The sequence below is a fragment of the Halorientalis salina genome (genome assembly GCF_005049285.1).
GTDB lineage: Archaea > Halobacteriota > Halobacteria > Halobacteriales > Haloarculaceae > Halorientalis > Halorientalis salina.
In genome coordinates this window covers 213,403-233,064 of the sequence record NZ_SOSC01000004.1, presented here as the reverse complement: position 1 = coordinate 233,064, position 19,662 = coordinate 213,403, and the positions used below count along the sequence as shown (strand labels likewise).

General features: G+C 66.2%; 17 protein-coding genes. 4 read left to right on the top strand and 13 right to left on the bottom strand.

Features of this window, described 5'->3' with window-relative positions; translation table 11 throughout:
• Positions 1-49 precede the first annotated feature (49 nt).
• The 7 genes from E2481_RS10490 to E2481_RS10460 form a co-directional block, all read right to left on the bottom strand.
• On the bottom strand, positions 50-3,253 hold the full coding sequence (locus E2481_RS10490) for a PAS domain S-box protein (RefSeq protein WP_169302418.1): 3,204 nt from the start codon (positions 3,251-3,253) through the stop codon (positions 50-52).
• A 199-nt stretch (positions 3,254-3,452) separates the two neighbouring features.
• Entirely contained in the window at positions 3,453-3,947 is a 495-nt protein-coding gene (locus tag E2481_RS10485) for a peroxiredoxin (RefSeq protein WP_136717088.1), read from the bottom strand.
• A 45-nt stretch (positions 3,948-3,992) separates the two neighbouring features.
• A complete protein-coding gene (locus E2481_RS10480) occupies positions 3,993-4,421 on the bottom strand; it encodes an Hsp20/alpha crystallin family protein (RefSeq protein ID WP_136717087.1) in 429 nt (142 codons plus the stop codon).
• Between the two features lie 96 nt (positions 4,422-4,517).
• Positions 4,518-5,324, bottom strand: coding sequence for a prephenate dehydratase (gene pheA, locus E2481_RS10475; protein ID WP_136717086.1), 807 nt, complete (start codon positions 5,322-5,324; stop codon positions 4,518-4,520).
• A gap of 47 nt (positions 5,325-5,371) precedes the next feature.
• The gene (locus E2481_RS10470; protein WP_136717085.1) at positions 5,372-5,998 is read right to left on the bottom strand and encodes a hypothetical protein; all 627 of its coding nucleotides are present in this window, start codon (positions 5,996-5,998) and stop codon (positions 5,372-5,374) included.
• A 342-nt stretch (positions 5,999-6,340) separates the two neighbouring features.
• On the bottom strand, positions 6,341-7,765 hold the full coding sequence (gene lpdA / locus E2481_RS10465; RefSeq protein ID WP_136717084.1) for a dihydrolipoyl dehydrogenase: 1,425 nt from the start codon (positions 7,763-7,765) through the stop codon (positions 6,341-6,343).
• A gap of 43 nt (positions 7,766-7,808) precedes the next feature.
• Positions 7,809-8,276 (bottom strand): hypothetical protein, encoded by a 468-nt coding sequence (locus tag E2481_RS10460; RefSeq protein WP_136717083.1) that lies wholly within the window; start codon positions 8,274-8,276, stop codon positions 7,809-7,811.
• A 190-nt stretch (positions 8,277-8,466) separates the two neighbouring features.
• Here E2481_RS10460 and E2481_RS10455 point away from each other — a divergent pair, with 190 nt between their 5' ends.
• Positions 8,467-8,700 (top strand): YgaP family membrane protein, encoded by a 234-nt coding sequence (locus E2481_RS10455; RefSeq protein WP_136717082.1) that lies wholly within the window; start codon positions 8,467-8,469, stop codon positions 8,698-8,700.
• Positions 8,701-8,715: 15 nt separating this feature from the next.
• Here the strand turns inward: E2481_RS10455 and E2481_RS10450 are convergent, their stop codons facing one another.
• From E2481_RS10450 to pdhA, 5 genes are all read right to left on the bottom strand, one after another.
• Positions 8,716-9,534 (bottom strand): TrmB family transcriptional regulator, encoded by an 819-nt coding sequence (locus E2481_RS10450; RefSeq protein WP_136717081.1) that lies wholly within the window; start codon positions 9,532-9,534, stop codon positions 8,716-8,718.
• A 381-nt stretch (positions 9,535-9,915) separates the two neighbouring features.
• On the bottom strand, positions 9,916-10,200 hold the full coding sequence (locus tag E2481_RS10445) for a HalOD1 output domain-containing protein (protein WP_136717080.1): 285 nt from the start codon (positions 10,198-10,200) through the stop codon (positions 9,916-9,918).
• A gap of 126 nt (positions 10,201-10,326) precedes the next feature.
• Entirely contained in the window at positions 10,327-11,874 is a 1,548-nt protein-coding gene (locus tag E2481_RS10440; RefSeq protein ID WP_136717079.1) for a dihydrolipoamide acetyltransferase family protein, read from the bottom strand.
• Between the two features lies 1 nt (position 11,875).
• On the bottom strand, positions 11,876-12,877 hold the full coding sequence (locus tag E2481_RS10435; protein WP_136717078.1) for an alpha-ketoacid dehydrogenase subunit beta: 1,002 nt from the start codon (positions 12,875-12,877) through the stop codon (positions 11,876-11,878).
• Positions 12,878-12,892: 15 nt separating this feature from the next.
• Complete coding sequence (pdhA, locus tag E2481_RS10430) at positions 12,893-13,999, bottom strand: pyruvate dehydrogenase (acetyl-transferring) E1 component subunit alpha (protein WP_136717077.1); 1,107 nt, start codon at positions 13,997-13,999, stop codon at positions 12,893-12,895.
• Between the two features lie 284 nt (positions 14,000-14,283).
• Here pdhA and E2481_RS10425 point away from each other — a divergent pair, with 284 nt between their 5' ends.
• Entirely contained in the window at positions 14,284-15,420 is a 1,137-nt protein-coding gene (locus tag E2481_RS10425; protein ID WP_136717076.1) for a hypothetical protein, read from the top strand.
• A 30-nt stretch (positions 15,421-15,450) separates the two neighbouring features.
• On the opposite strand, the gene lipA is transcribed toward E2481_RS10425, so the two are convergent.
• Positions 15,451-16,356 (bottom strand): lipoyl synthase, encoded by a 906-nt coding sequence (lipA, locus tag E2481_RS10420; protein WP_136717075.1) that lies wholly within the window; start codon positions 16,354-16,356, stop codon positions 15,451-15,453.
• 147 nt (positions 16,357-16,503) lie between these two features.
• Between lipA and E2481_RS10415 the strand changes: the two genes are divergently transcribed.
• Both E2481_RS10415 and E2481_RS10410 read left to right on the top strand, forming a co-directional pair.
• A complete protein-coding gene (locus E2481_RS10415; RefSeq protein ID WP_250137790.1) occupies positions 16,504-18,897 on the top strand; it encodes a DEAD/DEAH box helicase in 2,394 nt (797 codons plus the stop codon).
• Between the two features lie 321 nt (positions 18,898-19,218).
• Complete coding sequence (locus tag E2481_RS10410; protein WP_136717074.1) at positions 19,219-19,467, top strand: hypothetical protein; 249 nt, start codon at positions 19,219-19,221, stop codon at positions 19,465-19,467.
• Positions 19,468-19,662: the final 195 nt, after the last annotated feature.

Genomic DNA, 19,662 nt, shown 5'->3' with positions numbered 1-19,662 from the left:
TGCAGCTATATATTGAGCGCCTACTCCCATGAGCTAGATGGCTAAAGAATTAATCCCGACGCTCCGGACGACCGTCGTCGAGGATAGCGCCGACGAGTTTCCGCTCGGCGAGTCGGAGGTGTTTGTGGAACGTCGGCGCGGAGACGTCCAGCGCGTTCGCCAGTTCCTCGCCGGTGCTGCCCCGCGGCCAGTCGAAGTAATCGGCGTAGTAGGCGATCTCTAACGCCGCCTGTTGCCGGTCGGTGAATCGTTCGGTCAGCGTCTCCCGGAACTGGTGGCGCGTCTGTACCGACTGTTCGGTCTCGCGCTGGGACCGCAGTTCCACCTCGTCGAACCGGCCTTCGAGAGAGTCCAGTAGTTCGTGTACGTCGCTCGCACCCGGGAGTTCGATGGTTACCGTGACCGTCCCGTCGCTGGCCGTCGCGTCCGTGATGGCCCCGCCGTGGTCGGTCACCGTTTCGAGCGTCGACGGGATCGGCGGCTGCATCTCGATGACGCAGACGTCGTCGTACTCGCTGACGACCCGCAGGTGATCGACGTACTCGAAGTCGGCGGCCACCTCGCGGATCCGGTCGGCGTCGACACCGTCGACGGTGATGTAGTACAGCAGGCCGCCGTCTGACTGGAACACCCCGCCCTCGAACGAGAGGGTACAGTCTGCTCGCGCGGAGAGCGCGAAGACGAACCGATCCGGATCGCGGATCTCGACGGTGAGTTCCGTGACGCGTTCGGTCACCAGCGCCCGCTTCGCCTGCAGCCCGCTGATCGCGTGCCCGATGGTCTCGCCGAGTTCCGCGAGGACGGCCTGTTCGATCTCGCCGAAGCTGAACGGCTCGGCGGCGTACACCGAGAGGACGCCGTACAGCGTGTCCTCGTAGACGATGGGGATCGACGCGACCGACCGGAAGTCGTAGGCATCGATCAGGTCGCGTTCGAAGGCCGGGGCGTCGGTCACGTTCTGACAGACCTGTATCTCGCGCGTCCGATGGGCGCGCCCGACTGGCCCCTGTCGGGGGACCGAGCCGTCGGTCCGGTCGGTGACCGCGTCCAGATAGCCGTCGGCCTGGCCGGCCGTCGCCTTCGGCGCGATGGTCCCGTCGGTCTGCTGTTCGCGTCCGATCCAGGCGAACCGGTAGGTGTCGGCCGCAGCCAGTCGTTCACAGACTGTCCGTTCGATCTCGTCTCTCGTCGACGCGCTCACCAGCGCCTGGTCGATGTCGCGGATGACCGCGTTGATTCGGTTGAGTCGCTCCAGCCGCTCGTTTTGCTCCCTGAGTCGGCGCTCGCGTGCCTTCCGGTCGGAGATGTCCCGCCCGACGCCGGCGAACCCGAACAGTTCGCCCCCCTCGTCGACGATCGGCGCGGCGCTGAACTCGTAGGGAATCTCCCGGCCGCCCTTGGTCACCAGTCGCGTCTCACGTCGTTCGACCGAGTCGTCGTAGACTTCCTCGATCGCGTCCCAGATCAGCTCCTGGTCCGCGTCGGGGACGAAATCGAGGACGTGCTTGCCCGCGAGTTCGTCCTCGTCGTAGCCGCTGACCTCGAGACCGTGGTCGTTCCAGCGGATGAACCGGCCACTGGTGTCGAAGGCGTACACCATGTCCGGCACCGAATCGAGGATGGCTTCGGTGAAGGCCCGCTCCGTTTCGAGTTCGCGCTCGCGTTCGCGGTGTTCAGTGATGTCGACGAAGACACCGACGACCCGTTCGATCGATCCGTCAGCGCCCCGCACCGGTGCTGCGTTGACCGAGAGCCACCGCTTTTCCCCGTCGGGCCGGACCACGGCACACTCGTCGTCGTACACCGGCTCACCGGTGTCGAGGACGCGTCTGCACGACAGGTCTCTCGGCAGGATCTCCGTCCCGTCCGCCTCGACGAACGTGCAGTCGAGGTCCGCACTCCCCACACCCAGCAGGTCCTCGGTGTCCAGTCCGAGCACCGTCTCGGCGCGTTCGTTCGCCCGGACGATCTCCCCGTCGGCAGAGTGGACCGTGATGCCGACCGGGGCAGTCTGAACCAACTGTTCGAACAGGTCCCGCTCGTACTCGAGTTCGGTCTGCTGTCTGGCCTTCGTCGTGATATCCCGGACCATCCCGACGAGCAGTTCGACCTCGCCGCCCCGGCTGACCGAATACAGGCGAATGTCGACGATCCGGTCCTCGTCGGTCGGTGTCGCCAGCGCGGCTTCGACCCGTCCCTCCGAGCGCTCCCCGGCGAGCAGGTCGTCGACGAGTGCCAGATACGTCTCCAGGTCCCGCTCGTCCGCGAACACCCTGCGAGTCGCCACCTCGACCGGCTCCCCGCGGAACCCCTCCGGGGTGATATCCATCATGTCCTCGATGTGAGAACTGACGTAGGAGACCCGGCCGTCGGCGTCGATGGTGAACGCGAAATCCCGGACGTTCTCGACGATCGACTCGTACTCTAGGAGCGTCTTCTCGCGGCGTTTCCGCTCGGTGATGTCGCAGTAGAGTTCGATGCGGCCCCCGGCGAACGGACCGTCCGTGACGGGCTGACTGTGGAGTTCGACCCACCGCTCCGATCGGTCGGGTCCCACTTCGATCCGACACTCGGAGCTGACGGCCCTCTCGTCGTGGTCGTACGTGTCCAGTGCCGTCTCGACGAACGCCTCACGGTCGGCGACCGACTCGCCGAGCCGGTCGCGGACGAGCCGTCGCTTGTCCGCGCCCAGCAGGTGCTCGCGATCGAGGCCGAAAAAGTCCGCAACCGTGTCGTTGGCCCACTGAACCGTCGCGGACTCGTCGACCAGGAACACGCCCACGTCCGCGTCACCCCCCAGCACGTCGCCGAGTGCGCGCACGTACTCGCTGGCCGCCCCATCGCTCCCCGACGGCTGCGGCGTCACCGTTGTGAGAGTCGCCCAGCCGCTCCCGTCGCCGGCCAGTCCCGTGAACTGTAGCGTACACGGCAGTCGGTCGCCCGTCGACCCCCGAAGCGTCACCGCCAGTTCGATCTCGGACAGCGGCCCGGCCTCTCGAAGTCTCCCCACGGCGACCTCGTAGCGCTCGGCCTCCCCGTCGGCGAGCACCGTCGAGACGTGTTCCCCACGCAGCGACTCGCGATCCCACCCCACGAGGGACGCGAACCCGGGACTGACGTCGACGAACCGCCCGTCGCCGTCGAGTTGATACCGGGGCTGGCCGTGTGCTGTCGACTCCTCACCTCCGTTCCCGTCCAGTTCGCCAGTTCCGTCGGCCCCACCCGACGGCCCACCATCCGGCTCCAGCGTCATTTCGTTCGCCTGTTCACTCTCCAACAATAAATAGTTGTCAGTTGATAGTATATTCGTCTCGTCCATCAGTCCCGGGTGGCGGTCCGTCCCGAAGCAGTCCCGAAGCGTCGACAGCACCGTCTCGGCGTGGCTGTCCGGATCGACAGTCTCCGCGTCGAGGACGGCCCGGAGTTCTCGGCCGCCGCGTCGAAACCGATCGTTAGTCGAGCGATACGATTTGGTCGTCGAGGAGGTCCAGCAACACGTCGCGGGCGTGTCCGTCCGGGCTCACGCCGGTGTAGACGCGGTGGACGGTGCCCGATTCGAGGACGAACGTGGTCCGGGGCGCCGAATCAGCGGGGGCGGTTCGGTCGACGCCGAACGCGTCGGCGACCTCGCCGTCGGGGTCGGCCAGCAGGTCGAACCCGATGTCCTCGGCCTCGGCGAAGGCCCGGTGGGACTCGACTGAGTCCGTCGAGACGCCGTAGACCGTCACGCCGGCGTCGGCGTAGGCGTCCCGTTCGCGCTCGAACTGCTGGGCCTCCGTCGTACAGCCGGGCGTCCCGTCCTCGGGGTAGAAGTACAGGACCGTCGGCTCCGCGAAGGCGGGAGCGACGGGGTCGCCGTGCTGGTTCCGTGCCGTTACGTCGGGTGCGGGGTCGCCGTGCTGGTTCCGTGCCGTTACGTCGGGTGCGGGGTCGCCTGCCGCGAGCATGGCCGGGTGTTCGCGGGCGGCCCGGAACACGGTTCGGGTTCGCCGTCAGCTCAGGGGGATGTTCGTGCTGTCGCCACCGGTCATCTTGGGCAGGTGGATCGTCAGGACGCCGTTGTCGAAGTCGGCCGACGCCTCGGCCTCGTCGACGTCCTCGGGGAGCGGAATCGACCGACTGATCGACTGCTCGCGGCGCTCCTGGCGGATGTATCGCATCTCGTCGTCCCCCTCTTCGGTCTCGGTTTCGGACGTGCGGCTGGCGTCGATCCGGACCGTCCGCGCGTCGGGGAGTGTGACCTGGATATCGTCGCTCTCGAAGCTCGGCATGTCGGCGGTTACCTCGAAGGCGTCGCCGGTGTCCGCCACGTCGATGGCGATGGTGCCCCCAGTCTCGCCCTGGGGTTCGAACTCGCCGATCTGGCGGCTGAGCTGGTCGAACATCCGTTCGATCTCACTGAAAGGGTTCTGTCGGTTCATGACGGTTCACGGGAGACTGTCCCACCCGTGGCTACCACGGGGACGGTAAAATGCTGTACGTAGGTGGCGTTCCCGACAGGTCACCGCCCGGTCAGATCAGTTGACGACGTGTTCGGTGTCGTAGGAGCCGAGTCGGCGGACCCATCCCTTCTCGGCGATGGCTTCGATGTCGGCCAGTGCCGCCTGGGTCCGTTCCTCGTAGAGGCCGGCGGCGATGTCGATGTGGAAGACGTAGTCGCCCAGGCGCTCGCCGCTGGGTCGGGACTCGACGCGGGTCATGTTGATGTCCCGGTCGGCGAAGGGTTCGAGCAGTTCCAGCAGCAGGCCGGGGTAGTCGACGTTCGGGTAGACGATGAGGGAGGTCTTCCCGCCGGCCTCGGAGCGTTCGGCGGCGGGCGCGACGACGACGAACCGCGTCGCGTTCGAGGCCTGATCCTGGATGTCCTCGGCGACGACGTTCAGGGTGTCACCGGCCGTGTCCGGGTGGCCGATGCCCGCGACCGACGGGTCTTCGCGTGCGCGCTCGACACCTCGTGCGGTCGAGGCGACCGCCTCGATGGCCACCTCGGGGTAGTTCTCGTCGAGATAGCCCCGGCACTGGGCCAGCGCCTGCGCGTGACTGACGACCAGGTCGAACTCCTCGTCCTGGGCGAGCAAGGCGTGGCGGATGGGCGTGATGAGTTCCCGGACGACGGCGATGTCGTGCTCCGTGAAGGCATCGAGCGACTCCGTGACGCTGCCCTCGATGCTGTTCTCGACGGGGACGACCCCGCGGTCGTACTCCCCGTCGGCGACCGACTCGACGATCGAGGTCACCGATTCGGTGAAGGCCACGTCGTCGGAGACGGCCGTGGCCGCCCGATGGGAGTAGGTCCCAGCCGGACCGAGCGTGAGTGTCTCCATGCCTTCGGGTAACTCCCCAGGCCGTGAAAAGCGCCGCGGTGTCGCTGCTACGCCGTCAGTGCGACCAGCCGCCGTCGGAGGTACCGACCCGCGCCGAGGAGACCGAGACAGCCCAGAAAGGACACCACCGCGAGTTCGGCGACCGAGAGTCCGAGTCCGGAGTCGACGAACGGGTTGATGCCGTCCATCGTCGTCACGTAACTCGCGATGGCGTCCCCGCCTGCCAGCCCGAGGGCGAAATACAGGAGCGTGATGGCGATGGCCATCCCGCCCGTTCCAAAGCCCACGTAGGACGCGAAGTCCTCGACGTTGAGGACCGTTCGCGCCTGGGGCTCCGACAGCGGATGGTGACGGAGGCGAAACAGCGTCACTCCCACGAGCAGCGTCGCCGCGAACAGTTCGATGCCGGCCCCGACCAGTCCGAGCACGATGACCTTCGGCGAGGCCAGGACGGGATCGGTCGTCGGGAGGTACTCCGCGACGGTCGCCGGGAAGAGCAGATACAGCGGCAACAGCAGGGCCAACCCTCCCAGCAGGACGCTCTGCCAGGTCAGCTTTTTCGGCACCGACTGCGTGAAGTACGTCGGCCGCTGCAGTCGAAGCCGCTCGTAGGCCGACCCCGAAAGGACGGCATCGGCGATTCGGTCGTCAGTGTGCTCCTCTTCCATTGTCATGCTCGACCAAGTTACCCCGCTCTTTCCAAATTAGGTGTATATTTCTTCTGGTCGTCGCGCCACACCAAACCACCCGACAGCGAAACGTTCGCTTACCCGCACGGAGGTGGATTCGAGAGGTAAATACCCGGATGAATACCGCAACGATCTGGCCACGACCGGCACGGAGTCGCGAACGGATTAGCCCTCCGAATGGGCGTCGGGTCCGCGTCGGTCCCGTCGGCGTCCGCGTCGGGACAGTCCGTGCGGTACGATATCGACGGCCAAGAACGCTCAGTTACCCTTGGAAGCGAGGTTCGCCCCCACTGGCTGGAAGACCGTGTCCACTCTCGTGTGACGTACTCACCGGTTCAGCGTGTGGATGGCCTGCCCGCGGGCGTTCGCGGCGGCCTCCATGACGGCCTCCGCGAGGGTGGGATGGGTGTGGACCGTCCCGATAACGTCCTCCAGGGTCGCGCCCATCTCGATGGCCAGGCCGACTTCGGCGATCAACTCGGAGGCCTCGGGGGCGACGATCTGGGCCCCGAGGATGAACTCGCTGTCGGCGTCGGCGACGATTCGGACGAACCCCTCGGTCTCGTCCATCGTGAGCGCGCGTCCGCTGGCCCGCAGCGGGAACTCGCCGACCACCGGCTCGAACCCCTCCGCTTCGGCCTCGCTCTCGGTCAGTCCGACGGTCCCGATTTCCGGGTCGGTAAAGACCGCCGCCGGGATCGCCTGGTGGTCCAGCGCCGCGGGTTCGCCGGCGATGACCTCGGCGGCGACGTGGCCCTCGGCCATCGCTTTGTGCGCGAGCATCGGCTCGCCGGCCACGTCGCCGATGGCGAAGACGTGCGCCTGGTCGGTGCGGGCGCGGTCGTCCGTCCGTATGAACCCCCGCTCGTCGGTCTCGATGCCTGCGTCCTCGATCGCGAGCGTGTCCGTCACTGGTCGGCGACCGACCGCCACGAGCGCGGCGTCGGCGTCGAACTCGGCGTCGGTCCCGTCCTCGCTCTCGGTGACGACGGTGAGGCCGTCGTCGGTTTCGGTCCACTCGGCGGCTTTCTGACCGAACTGGAAGTCGATGCCTAACTCCTCGGCGCGCTTGCGGACGACGCGTGTCACGTCGGCCTCGTAGCCCGGCAGCGCCCCGTCGAGCGCCTCCACGACGGTCACGTCGCTGCCGGCCTTGGCGTACACCGTCGCCAGTTCCATCCCGATGTACCCCGCGCCGACGACGAGGAACCGGTCGGGGACCCGGTCCATCGCCAGCGCCTCCCGCGAGGAGAGGATCCGCTCGCCGTCGAACTCGAAGCCAGGGAGTTCGATCGGACGGCTCCCGGTGGCGATGATAGCGTGTTCGAACTCGACGGATTCCGCGCCCTGGCCCTCCCCGCTGTGGGCGATGCGGGCCGTGTGCTCGTCGGCGAACTCGGCGGTGCCCTCGATGAGGTTGACGCCGTTGCCCTTGCAGAGTTTTTCGACGCCGCTGGTGAGTTGGTCGACCACCTCGTCCTTCCAGGCGACCATCCCCGCCATGTCGATGGCGGGGTCGGCGTGGACCCCCATGTGCTCGCCCTCGCGGGCCTGCTGGGCGCGGTCCGTCGCCGAGATGAGTGCCTTCGAGGGAATGCAGCCGTGATTGAGGCAGGCCCCGCCGTAGGCGTCCTTTTCGACGAGCGTCACGTCCAGATCGAGCTGTGCGGCGCGGATGGCGGCGGTGTACCCGCCCGGCCCCGCGCCGACGACGAGTACGTCCGTCCCGGTTGCGATGTCGCCGACGACCATACACGAGCCAATCGAGTGCCGGGGCTTTGAGTGTGCGGGTTGGTCACTCCGCCACCGGCTGACTCGTCGACTCGGACTGCCCGCGAAGCCGGATGGTACCGACCGCAACGGCGTAGAAGACGACAGTCAGGACGCCGGTAGCAGCGAGTGCGAACGAGAGTGCATCGAAGATCTCCCGAAACCACGGGACCTGTAACAACGATGCGAGGAGTCCCGAGAAGACGCCGCTGATGATCGCCGCCAGGAACCAGCCGCCGGCAGCCAGCGCGACCGGGACGTTCTCTCGCAGGACGGGGCCGGGGTCGACCGGTTGCCCGTCGTCGGAGAGTGAGTCGGCGATCGCGACGGCGCGGACGACGACGTACGAAAGCGCCATGACGACGCCGGCGAGTCTGAGTCCGAGGGCGATCCAGTCCCGAGGGACTGCAGCCAGCAGACTCCAGAACACCAGGGCGACCCCAGCAGGGACGCTCTCCTCGACGAGTCGGCGCGCGTCCAGTGGAGAGGGCATGCCAAATTCATTCGTGACAATACGCTAAACAGTACCGATCCGTTCCGTCTGCGAAACGGGCAGTGACGACGACCTGGAACGCTGTCTGGCCCGAGTGTTGGCAACGAGTCGCAATCTCGCGCTCTCAGAAGCTGCGAATGGCAGACAGCTTTACGTTTCATGCACACTATCGTGTACACGAGGCACAATCATGGACAAGAACGTTGGGGGATACGACCGAATCGCACGACTCGTCGCCGGACCGATCTTGCTGGTCCTGGGTATCGCAGCGCTGGCCGGCATGTTGACGCTCGCCGAAGGGACCGTCGGTACGGCACTGGCCGTGATCGCACTGCTGATCGGCGTCGTGTTCCTCGGAACGGCGCTGACGCAGAAATGCCCGCTCAACTCGCTGCTGGGCATCGACACCTGCCCGGTCAGCTGAGTCGGTCGCGCCGGGTCAGTCGTCGGCTTTCTGGAGCCCCTCGAACAGGCCCGTCGACATGAGTCGGCGGATGATGACCACGAGTCCGTTCCCGAAGCCGCGGCCGAAGACGACGTGTTCCTCGGCGTTCTCGGGGTCGATCGAGCTGACGAGGATGGCCTGGCGGTCGACCAGCAGGAGTCGACCGATGGCGGTGTCGTCTGCGCCGTGGCTGCTGGGTCCGCCGCCGCGTAACCACTCCAACCCGGAGACGAACACGGTCGCGTCGGGCACTTCGCGTTCGACGTGTGCCTGAAGCTCCGACGTCAGCGTCCCGACGAAGACGGAGAGGTTTCGGTCGACGGCCTCGCGGAGGGAGTCGAACAGTGGGTCGGAGAGTACCTCTTCGGACCCGACGACCAGCACCACCTCGCCGGTCCCGTCGTCGATGAGTTGCTGGGTCCGGTTCTGGATGGCCTGCTGGCCCGTGAGCGACCACACTTCGTTGCCCAGCGACTCGCCCTCCATCTCGGCCGGTTCGATGTCTTCGAGGGTCTGCTGGAGCGTCTCCATCCGGGATTCGAACCCGTCTCGGAGCGTCGCCATGGCCTCCTCGATAGGGACGGCCCGGAACTGCTGTGGGTTGGTGTGTTGCACCTCCACCAGGCCCTTGGCTTCGAGGATACGGTTCGCGTCGTACACCCGCGTCCGGGGTACGTCGGCAACAGTGCTGATTTCTTTCGCCGTCGCTTTCGGTACGCGCGACAGTGCGACGAAGCACTTCGCTTCGTACTCCTTCAGCCCGAGTTGCTGAAGCATCTCGACGGCTTCTTCCTGTGTCTCGTCCGTGTGCATGTGTCCCAACCATCTGTCGGGCAGAACCCGACAGTTCCTGAGAAATACGAACCCTATCCAAAAGACAGTGACGTTTCCACGACCCCCACTTCGCTGTAACTCAGTTAATCACACAAGCACTATACTGTGGGAGGGTAAACGCGCTCATGGCGCGCAATCGTTGAGTGTCCCAACCACCCACTGTTGCGCGCCGGTCCACCCTCACGGTGGATTTACTGGGTCGTTCTTGAGGATTTACCAACATGTGTCGTGACAAATCTGTCTCCTCACCGTTTACAACTCAGTTCGCTCGTCGCTACCGACTCCCGCTTCACCGTTCGGTTTCCGGACCTCGCTCTGAGAGTGACGTGCGAACAGGATTCGGCCGAGAACCGACCTCGCTCACCGCGTAGATTCGGACACGGACTCCAAAATACAGATTTTGCCGTGCCCCCACACCGTCACCTCACACCCGGCCAGAGTCAGCGAGACGCTGACCTCGGAGCGCTGAGCGTCGTTGTCGGTCGCGATCAGTGAATCGACCGCGTCCGGATCGATCGTCGTGAACAGCGGCCTCATCTCACTCGCTTCGTCTCCCTTGACAGCAGCGACGGTCTCTACGATGGCGGTGCTCGGTTCCGTCGCCTCCCAGTCGTATTGTACAGTCCTCGGCTGTTCGGTAGTCATTAGCTACACCGAGGTTACCACATCTGATAAACCGTTAGTATATTCACGTCCTTTCGAATTTTTATTATGTGAGTAACAACCGTTATAGCCGCTCTGTGGCCTGTTTTATTCCCGTTACGACAGGAGTCATTCGAGCAATAGCAACGTCGGATTCGCCAGATATTCTTTAAGCGTGTTGGTAAAGCGGGCGGCCTCCGCGCCGTCGATGACACGGTGGTCGATGGACAGCGAGAGCGTCATGACGTGGCGGGCTTCGACTTCCCCATCGACTACCCACGGACGCTCTTTGATGGCTCCGAGGCCCAGGATCGCAGTCTCGGGGTAGTTGATGATCGGCGTGGCGTACTCGCCGCCGATGGCCCCGAAGTTGGTGATCGTGAAGGTGCCGCCCTGCATCTCCTCGCGGGCGATCGAGCGGTCCCGCGCCTTCTGTGCGAGTTCGTTCGCCTCCGAGGCGACCTGCAGGAGCGATTTCCGGTCGGCGTCGTCGATAACGGGCACCATCAGTCCCGCGTCGGTCGCGGTGGCGATGCCGACGTTGTAGTACCCCTTCGTGACGATCTGTTCGTTTTCCTCGTCGAGCTGGGAGTTGAGGATCGGGAACTCCTCGAGCGCGGCGACGACCGCCTTGACGACGAAGGGGAGATACGAAAGGGAGATGCCGCGCTCCTCGGCCCGTTCTTTCAGCTCCGCGCGGGCTTCGACGAGTTCGGTCACGTCGACCGAGTCGTGATGGGTGACGTGCGGGGCGGTGTAGGCCGACCGTTCCATCTGGTCGCCGATGGCCCGTCGCACCCCTCGGTAGGGAAGCCGCTCTTCCTCGCCGGCCGCGACACCGCTCTCTTCCCGCCCGGCCGCCGCGATCCGTTCGGCGTCGGCGGCCTGGGCGGCCTGCTGAGCCTCGGCGTACTCCCTGACCGCTTCCGGAGTAACGAACGCCTCGCCGTCGCGCCGTTCGGTCGCCGGCACGTCGTCGATGTCGACGCCGGCCTCCGTCGCTGCCTTCCGCGTCGCCGGCGTCGCGAGCGTCCGGTCACGGCCGGCCGGCTCGGTCCCTCCGGCACCCCTTCGTCCACCCCCGGGGTCCGTTTCCACTGCATCGCCTGCACCCGTAGTTTCCACTGCACTGGACGCCCCCTCGGCTTCGGATGCGTCACTAGCGCCCCCGGTTTCACCTCCGGCGGCCGGTTCCGCGGGCTCGTCGGGCGTCTCATCGGGCGACTCGGCGGCAGTTCGGACGTCCTGCTCGGTGACGCGACCGCCCGGTCCGGACCCCTCGACGGTCCCGATGTCGATGCCGAGTTCACGAGCCAGCCGTCTGGCGCTCGGGGCGGCGAAGACGCGGCCGCCCGCATCGCTCGCTTCGTCGTCAGCCTCGGGTTCGGCCTCGTCGTCGGTCGCTTCTGGTCCCACGTCCACGTCCGACGGTTCCTCGCCGTCCGTCTCGAAGACGATGATGACCTCGCCAACGGGAACGACCTCGCCGGCTTCGGCGCGCAGTTCTTTGACCGTCCCGTTGACGGGTGAGGGAACTTCCACGACGGCCTTGTCGGTCTCGACTTCGGCGACCGGCTGGTCCTCGCTGACGGTGTCGCCGGGTTCGACGAGCCACTGGACGATCTCCCCCTCGGCGACGCCCTCGCCCACGTCGGGGAGTTTGAACTCCACCGGCATACTAGAACTCCACGGCCTCGCGGATGCCGTCCGTGATGCGCGCGGCTTCGGGCAGGTAGTAGTCCTCCAGAGCGTACAGCGGGTACGGCGTGTCGAAGCCCGTGACCCGGGTGATGGGAGCCTCCTGGTAGAGCAGGGCCTCCTCCTGGATGGTGGCGATGATCTCGCCAGCGAGGCCACCCGTCTTGGGGGCCTCGTGGACGACGACGGCACGACCGGTCTTTTTGAACGACTCGACGATGGCGTCCTCGTCGAGCGGCGAGAGGGTCCGGAGGTCGACGACCTCGGCGTCGATGCCCTCCTCGGCCAGTTGGTCGGCGGCCTCCATCGTCGGCCGAGTCATCGCGCCCCAGGTGAACACCGACACGTCCGACCCCTCGCGGCGGACGGCGGCCTCACCGAGCGGGACGGTGTAGGACTCGTCGGGGACCTCCTCGCGGAAGGCCCGGTAGATGAGCTTCGGTTCGAGGAAGATCACCGGATCGGGGTCTCGGATGGCCGACGCCAGGAGGCCCTTCGTGTCGTAGGGCGTCGACGGGATGACGACCTTCAATCCTGCTTCGTGGACGAAGAAGGCCTCTTTCGACTCGGAGTGGTGTTCCGGCGCGCGGATGCCGCCGCCGTAGGGGGCGCGGACGACCATCGGGCAGGTAAAGCGCCCCCGGCTTCGGGTGCGCAGGCGGGCGGCGTGGCTGACGATCTGGTCGAACGCGGGGTAGATGAACCCCATGAACTGGATTTCGGGCACCGGCCGGAGGCCGTAGGCGGCCATGCCGACGGCGGTGCCGACGATGCCGGACTCCGCCAGCGGCGTGTCGATGACCCGGTCGTCGCCGAACTCCTCGTAGAGGCCCTGTGTCGCACGGAAGACGCCGCCGTTCCGGCCCACGTCCTCGCCCATCACGAGCACGTCCTCGTCCCGTTCCATCTCGCCGTACAGCCCGTCCCGAACCGCCTGGACGAGCGTCAAATCCTGCGTATCGGTGTCTGTTGTCTGACTCATAATATCATCCCCGTGTCACTCCAGTAATGCGTCGTCGCCATGCGTGTCCCTGATGCGCTCGAAGTACTCCAGCTGTTGCTGTAAGCGTTTGGGCATGTCAGCGTAGACGTGTGCGAACATCTCCTCGGGATCGGGCCGGGCGACGGATTCGGCCTCGTCGATGGCCTCGGCCACTCGGTCCGAGTTCTCCTGTTCGATGGCGCTGATCCGCTCGTCGTCGAGGATGCCCCGATCCTGCAGGAACGTCTCCAGTCGTGGGATCGGGTCCTTGCGCTTCCACTCCTCGACTTCCTCGTCGTCCCGGTAGACCGAGGGGTCGTCGGCGGTCGTGTGCGCGCCGAAGCGGTACTGGACGGCCTCGACGAGCGTCGGTCGACGCTCGCCCTCTGAGGGGTCCTTGGCCTTCTCGACGGCCTCGCGAGTGACCTTGTAGACGGCCAGCGGGTCCATCCCGTCGACCTGGACGCCCTCGAACCCGTAGGCGTGGGCCTTCCCCGCCAGCGTCTCGCTCGCCGTCTGGCGCTCGCGGGGGACCGAGATGGCCCACTGGTTGTTGTTACAGAAGAACACGGTCGGGGTGTCGAATACGCCAGCGAAGTTCAGGCCCTCGTGGAAGTCGCCCTCGCTGGTCGCGCCGTCCCCGAAGTAACAGAGGAAGGCCTTCTCCTCCCCCTTGAGTTTCGAGGCCCAGGCCGCCCCCGTGGCGTGGGGGATCTGGGTGGCGATGGGCACCGCCATCGTGAACATGTTGACGTCCTCGGGAACCAGGTTCCCGATCTCGTGGCCCATCCAGTACAGGAGGATGCGTTTGAGACTCATGCCGCGGACGTGCGCCGCACCGGCCTCCCGGTAACTCGGGAACAGCCAGTCGGCCTCGTCCAGCGCGTGGGCACTGGCGATCTGTGAGGCCTCCTGACCCGACAGCGGCGGGTACGTTCCCATCCGACCCTGACGCTGCAGCGAGACCGCCCGTCGGTCGAAGTGTCGTGCCAGTCGGATCTCCCGGTACATCTCGACGAGTTCGGTCTCGGAGAGGTCCGGCACGTCCGCACCGTCCCGGACCTGTCCCTCCTCGTCCAAGATCTCGACCCGTTCGCCCGGGTCCCGTTGTAACGTACTCACACGAAAAACCTCCGAGGCATACTAGAACGTCTCTTGGCTCGGTAATATTATTTTCCCAAATACCTTTCGCTAGCTGCCAATCTTGCCCGGCCGGTCGTGCGAGTCCGGGACAAATCCTCGAAGAACACACAGAAACGTCGCAGAGAGCAGCAAATATCTGGACGAACGTTTTCGATGTGGTATGTTCACAACAATCGCGATTCGACGGGCAGTCGCTCGGGCGCGCCGGCCGTTCCTGACAACCACACAAGACTTATTCCGTCAGTCGGATTGCCTGATTCCATATGGCAACCGAACGGCAGCGTCGTCCACCACTCGCCGATTCGGTACTCCTCGTCATGCAGTTCCTGACCGCCCTCACGTGCATCCTGGGCCTGGTCGCGTTCGGGCCGCCCCTGGGACGACTGGAACCGCTGGTGTTCTTTGCCGGGGTGAGCAAGATTCTGCTCGGTTTCCAGACGGTGCTGTACTTCGCGGTACTGGCAATCGTGGGCGTATTCAGTGCCGGGAGAGGGATCGACGACACCGTCCCTGGAGGTTCGCCCGGCGAGTCCATCTGGGACCACATCACGCTGTCTGCCACGTTCGGTGCTGGAGCGGGTGGGGCAGTCGGCGCTGCGCTCGTCCTCGGCGTCCCCGACTGGCTGTCCACGACACTCCCACTCGTCGCACTGGCGACCGTGGCTGTGGCGTTCGTGCTCGCGGGTAACGCGCTCCCGTACCGCGGACTCGATACGGCTCTCTCCGCCGCTGGTGCGACCGTCTTCGCGTTCGTGCTCCCGGCAGCCCTCATCCGGCCGCTCGGTGGGCTCGCCGTGTTCGTCGCTGCTGGCGTCGGGATGCCGGCCCTCCTCGCGGTGCGGTGGCGATTGCGAACTGCCGACCCCATCGACCGTCGGTTTTCAGTCCCGGTCGTGGTGGTCCTGCTGCTGGTCGGTGGCGGTGCGATAGCCCACGACCTCGCTGGCCCACGACCGACCGTCTCACTCGACACCGAGTCGACGGTGAACCTCTCGACGCCCGACGAGCGGTGGTACGCAGTGAGCGACCACGCTGAAAAAGAGGAGCTGGTCCGCTTGGGGACGGTCACGGCCCGGAACGAGTTCGACTTCGCCCGCACGGCGCGACTGCCGAACTACGACGCCTGTCTGTACGCCGGGTCGTCGGGATCGGGTCCCGCCGGGCGAGCGTCGGCCGTCGTGGTCGCCGGCAGGTCGACAGCCAGCCCGGTCGACGACCCGCGCCTCGCGGGCGGCGAGACCCGGGCGTACCCGATCGTGCTCCTGTTGGAATCGGTGGACGGGGTCTCGACCGACGAGGTTCGCAGTCTCGGGAGCGTTCCCGTCCGTCGCGCCGACGCGTGTCCGGCGTCGACCGACGGACCGGCCGTAGTCATCGTCTCGACGGACAACGGGCCGTAACCACTCGTTTCAGGCCTGCTTTGCCATTTCTCAGGCCTCGTCGACCGACTCGCCGTCTCGAAGCACCGCCTCGACGAACAGCTCCCCGGCGCGGTACGACGAGCGGACCATCGGCCCGGCGGCACAGTAGAGGAAGTCCAGTTCCTCCTCGGCGACCCGCTCCCAGGTGTCGAACCGGTCGGGGTGGACGTACTCGCTGACTTCCAGGTGCGACCGGGAGGGCTGGAGGTACTGGCCCAGCGTCACGACGTCGACGCCCACAGTTCGAAGGTCTCGCAGGGTCTGGTAGATCTCGTGGTCGTACTCGCCGACGCCCAGCATCAGGCTGGTCTTGGTGTGGATGTCGGATTCGCGGTCGACCTGCCGGAGAACCGAGAGGGACTGCTCGTAGCCTGCTCGTCGATCTCGGACCGGCCACTGGAGGCGGTCGACGGTCTCGACGTTGTGGGCGATCACGTCCGGGTCGGCGTCGATGATCTTCCGGACCAGGCGTTCCTCGCCCCGGAAATCCGGGATCAGAACCTCGACGAGCGCGTCCGGCTGGCGTTCCTTGATCGCCCGGATGGTCTCGGCGAAGTGGCCGGCACCCTGATCGGCCAGGTCGTCGCGGTCGACCGACGTGAGCACGACGTAATCGAGGCCGATCTCGGCGACGGCGTCGGCGACGTTCTCGGGTTCCTCGGGGTCCAGCGGCTCCATCCCGCCGGTCTGGACGTCACAGAAGTTACAGCCCCGAGAGCAGCGGTCGCCCATGAGCATGAAGGTCGCGGTGCCGGGACCGTCCCGACCGCTCCAGCATTCCCCGAGATTCGGACAGTTCGCCTCCTCACAGACGGTGTGGAGGTCGTGATCCCGAAGGGTTTCTTTGATGTCGGTAAAGCGCTCGCCCGACGGCGGGGCCATCTTCAGCCAGTCGGGTTTGCGGGCGCGACTCATTGCCGAGTAGTGGGGGCCGCTGGTGAATAAACGTGGGGCTTCGAGGTGCTCCCGGTGGTCGCACCTCGCTCGCTTCGAGACTCTCACTCCGTTCGAGTCTCGCTCGCTACAGAAACGCCTATACTATCAGCCCTCTCCCCTTTCCACGTGCCAGGTCGTACGGAGTACGAACCCGAAGTCGCGGTGAGCGACCTCCTCCCCGACTACGCGGACGCCTTCCCCTTCGAGTCGTTCAACCGCATGCAGTCGGAGGCCCTGCCGGCAATCCTCGAACGCGAGGACAACGTCGTCGTCAGCGCACCGACCGCCAGCGGGAAGACCGCGCTCGCGGAAGCCGCCATCTGTCGCGCCCTCGACGCCGACGGGACCGCGCTCTTCCTCGCACCGCTGCGCGCGCTCACCAACGAGAAGGAAAGCGAGTGGGAGCGCTTCGAGGACCTGGGCTACTCGGTGTACGTCGTCACGGGCGAGCGCGACCTCAACCCCCGACGCGCCGAGCGCGCCGACATCCTCGTGATGACGCCCGAGAAAGCCGACTCCGCGACCAGAAAACACGATTCGCCCCGCTACGGTTTTATCACCGACGTCGACACCTGCATCATCGACGAGGTGCACCTGCTTGACTCGGACACCCGTGGCTCGGTCCTCGAAGTGACGATCTCGCGACTCCGGCGGCTCTGTGACCCGCGCGTCGTCGCTCTCTCGGCGACGATGCCCAACATCGACGACGTGGCCGACTGGCTCGACGCCCCGCCGGAGACGACCTTCGCCTTCGGCGAGGAGTACCGACCAGTCCCGCTGGAAGCCGGCGTCAAAACCTACACGCACGGCGAGAACGCCTTCGCCGACAAGTACCGCCGGCTCTACCGCGCGATGGACTTAGTCGAGCCACACCTCCGCGAGGAGGGGCAGGCCCTCGTCTTCGTCTCCTCCCGCCAGGACACCGTCCAGGCGGCCAAGAAGGCCCGCGACGAGATCGCCGAGCGGGACGTACCGATGGGAGCCCGCGGCGACTACGACTTCCACCAGGACGCCCAGGAGATCGACAACGAGACGCTCCGCCAGTCGGTCCTGGACGGCGTCGGCTTCCACCACGCCGGCCTCTCGAAAGGCGACAAGGAACTGGTCGAACAGTGGTTCCGCGAAGGGACCCTCGGCCTCCTCTTTTCGACCTCGACGCTGGCGTGGGGCGTGAACCTCCCCGCCCGCTGTGTCGTCATTCGGGACACCAAGCTTCACGACCCGCTGGAGGGGGAAGTGGACATGAGTCCACTGGACGTCCTCCAGATGCTCGGGCGGGCCGGCCGGCCGGGCTACGACGACCAGGGGTACGCCTGGGTCGTCTGCGACCGCGCCGACGCCGATATGTACCGGGAACTGCTCCGGGACGGCAAGGAGATCGAGTCCCGACTGGCCGAGGACTTAGACGCCCACCTCAACGCCGAGATCGTCCTCGGGACCGTCCGGGATCTAGACGACGTCCTGGACTGGATCGAGACGACCTTCTATGCGGTGCGTGCCCGCTCGGCTCCCGACGAGTACGAGTCCGAGGGCCAACTCCGCGAACGAGTCAGCGACACATTGGAGAGTCTCGTCAGTCGTGGGTTCGTCGACATGGACGAGGACCTCCGGCTCTCGCCGACGCGGCTCGGGCGACTCGCCTCGAAGTTCTATCTCCGCCTGGACACCGCCCGGGAGTTCGCGACGCTTGCAGAGCGAGCGACCAGTGAGGACGGTACGACGACGACGCTCGATAGCGACGACATTCTGAAAGCCGTCGCGACGGCCGGCGAGTTCGACAGCGCCAGCGCCCGCCGTGACGAGCGCGACGCGGTCCGGGCGGTGCTGGGCCAGTTCGGGAGTGAGCTGGACCCGGGGCCCCGCAAGGTCCTCGCGATTCTCCAGTCGAGCATGAACGCGACGACGCCGGCGGAACTCCGGAGCGACGCCTGGATCATCCGCCAGAACGCGCTGCGACTGCTGGCGGCCCTTCGATCCTTCCTCGACCACCTGGCCGGCGCGACCGCGGCGAACCTGGCCAGCCGCGTCGAGGCCCGCATCGAACACGGCGTCAGCGAGGACGCCGTCGAGTTGACCGCGCTGGACGGGGTCGGTTCCGGCCGCGCCAGTCGGCTGGCCAAGGAAGGACTGAGTTCCGTCGCGGACGTTCGCGTGGCCGGCGTCGACGGCCTCGTCGCGGCGGGACTGGCCGAGGGCGTCGCGAAACAGGTCGCCGGGAGCGCCCGCTCGCTGCCCGCCCTCGAGTTCGACTGGGGCGAGTTCCCCGACAGTATCGCCAGCGGCGCGAACGAAATGTGTGAGGTGACGGTCTCGAACGCCGGCGACGGCGCTCGCGCGGGCGTCCACGTGACGGTCAACGGCCACGAGATGACCGAGACCGACACCTACCTCGGCACCGCGACGCTTCCCGTGGGCGTCTTCGGCGGCGATGCCGAGGAACTGACCTACACCGCCGAAGTGCACTTCCCGGAACTGCCGCTGTTGCCCGTGTCGGACTCCCGGACCGTCCGCGTGGAGTGACTGAACGCGGTACCGCGCGCCGTGGCCTCGACGCCGCTGGCCCGCCTCGGACGGCGCTTGGGACACCGGCACTCCGATTTCGAACGAGGGGGTCCGCCTCGAAGAATCAACCGCGCTAAAAACAGATTAGAAGAGACGATAAAACGTCTAGACGGTTTTGAGGGAGTTATGAAAAGTCAGTTGGCACGTAAAACTAGAGTAGAATACTGCTAAAACGTTCGAAGCTGGCAGCAAATTCGACGAAACGAAGCGAACTCGTCCGAAGCTTCGACCCCTTATATGGGGTTGTCTGTCCAAGCGACGAGTGCAGAGAGGCCCACCATGTCCACCCAATCCACTCACCAGGACCGGCCCGCCGCTCGCGACGGGGGTATCGTCTCCGAACGGACGCTCGGATCGCTTGCTGTGCCCGTCCAGTTCGTCGGGTTCTGGAGCGCCGTGGTGCTCCCCCTGGCGCTGTTCCCGATGCTGCTCTCGGGCGTCGCCAGCGAACACCTCGTCCCGTTCACCGCGCTGGTCGCGGCCAATCTCCTCGCCCTCGTGGTCGGCCGCGACTACAACAGCGACTGACCCCCACTGGACTGGTGGTCCTCTCCCAGCCCTGTGGTCCCCGGGTTCACGCGTCCCTCCCCAAACCATCCCACACTCCCCACCCGATCCCACACCGTCCCACCCGCTCGACCCCAACACCGCGCCCCATTCTACTGCCCCAACACGTCCGCCCAGCGTCGACCCGAGGTTTATGTACCAGAACCCGACCAGCCA

Excerpts from the sequence above, each read along its gene's own strand:
- E2481_RS10490 (WP_169302418.1), bottom strand. The coding sequence starts at position 3,253 with ATGACGCTGGAGCCGGATGGTGGGCCGTCGGGTGGGGCCGACGGAACT.
- E2481_RS10485 (WP_136717088.1), bottom strand. The coding sequence starts at position 3,947 with ATGCTCGCGGCAGGCGACCCCGCACCCGACGTAACGGCACGGAACCAG.
- E2481_RS10480 (WP_136717087.1), bottom strand. The coding sequence starts at position 4,421 with ATGAACCGACAGAACCCTTTCAGTGAGATCGAACGGATGTTCGACCAG.
- pheA (WP_136717086.1), bottom strand. The coding sequence starts at position 5,324 with ATGGAGACACTCACGCTCGGTCCGGCTGGGACCTACTCCCATCGGGCG.
- E2481_RS10470 (WP_136717085.1), bottom strand. The coding sequence starts at position 5,998 with ATGACAATGGAAGAGGAGCACACTGACGACCGAATCGCCGATGCCGTC.
- lpdA (WP_136717084.1), bottom strand. The coding sequence starts at position 7,765 with ATGGTCGTCGGCGACATCGCAACCGGGACGGACGTACTCGTCGTCGGC.
- E2481_RS10460 (WP_136717083.1), bottom strand. The coding sequence starts at position 8,276 with ATGCCCTCTCCACTGGACGCGCGCCGACTCGTCGAGGAGAGCGTCCCT.
- E2481_RS10455 (WP_136717082.1), top strand. The coding sequence starts at position 8,467 with ATGGACAAGAACGTTGGGGGATACGACCGAATCGCACGACTCGTCGCC.
- E2481_RS10450 (WP_136717081.1), bottom strand. The coding sequence starts at position 9,534 with ATGCACACGGACGAGACACAGGAAGAAGCCGTCGAGATGCTTCAGCAA.
- E2481_RS10445 (WP_136717080.1), bottom strand. The coding sequence starts at position 10,200 with ATGACTACCGAACAGCCGAGGACTGTACAATACGACTGGGAGGCGACG.
- E2481_RS10440 (WP_136717079.1), bottom strand. The coding sequence starts at position 11,874 with ATGCCGGTGGAGTTCAAACTCCCCGACGTGGGCGAGGGCGTCGCCGAG.
- E2481_RS10435 (WP_136717078.1), bottom strand. The coding sequence starts at position 12,877 with ATGAGTCAGACAACAGACACCGATACGCAGGATTTGACGCTCGTCCAG.
- E2481_RS10425 (WP_136717076.1), top strand. The coding sequence starts at position 14,284 with ATGGCAACCGAACGGCAGCGTCGTCCACCACTCGCCGATTCGGTACTC.
- lipA (WP_136717075.1), bottom strand. The coding sequence starts at position 16,356 with ATGAGTCGCGCCCGCAAACCCGACTGGCTGAAGATGGCCCCGCCGTCG.
- E2481_RS10410 (WP_136717074.1), top strand. The coding sequence starts at position 19,219 with ATGTCCACCCAATCCACTCACCAGGACCGGCCCGCCGCTCGCGACGGG.